1 protein-coding gene is annotated in these 555 nt (G+C 74.4%); it reads right to left on the reverse strand.

Annotation, left to right across the window (positions count from 1 at the left end; genetic code table 11):
- On the reverse strand, positions 1–555 hold a 555-nt coding region (locus ACP4J0_RS38690; RefSeq protein ID WP_426604157.1), incomplete at both ends, for an E3 binding domain-containing protein.

Consider the following 555-nt stretch of genomic DNA (forward strand, 5'->3'; position numbering starts at 1 on the left):
GCCGTGAACGCCGAACCGACCATCGCCGCCGCCGTCGCCTTCCGCACGCCCTTGACCGGGATGCGGGTCTCACGCGCCGGGTCGAACGTCGTGTGGCGTGTGGTGTCAGGAGTCGTGTCGCGAGTCGTGTCAGGTGTGGTGTCAGGTGTGGTGACAGGTGTGGTGTCAGATGCCGTGTCGTGCGGCACCGCCGCCGCGTGCACGTCCTCACGGGTGATGACGCCGTCCGGCCCGGAGGGCAGCACCGTGGTGAGATCGACGCCGAGGTCCTTCGCCAGCTTGCGCACCGGGGGCTTCGCCAGCGGGCGTGGGGCGCCGGCCGGGTCGTGGCCGTTCGGCCCGGGAGGCGCGTCCGCGCCCTTGCGGGGGCGGCGGCGGGTCGCGGAGGCGGAGACCCCGTACCCGACCAGGACCGGCCGGCGGCCTTCCGGCTGCCTCTCCGCCGACTCGCCGTCCGCCGTGCCGCCGTCCGCCGTGCCGCCGTCGGCGACCGCGATGATCGAGGTGCCCACGTCGACGGTGGTGCCCTCGGGGAAGTGCAGTTCGCGGACCACG

This window comes from Streptomyces sp. WG7 (assembly GCF_049975785.1).
Classification (GTDB): Bacteria; Actinomycetota; Actinomycetes; order Streptomycetales; family Streptomycetaceae; genus Streptomyces.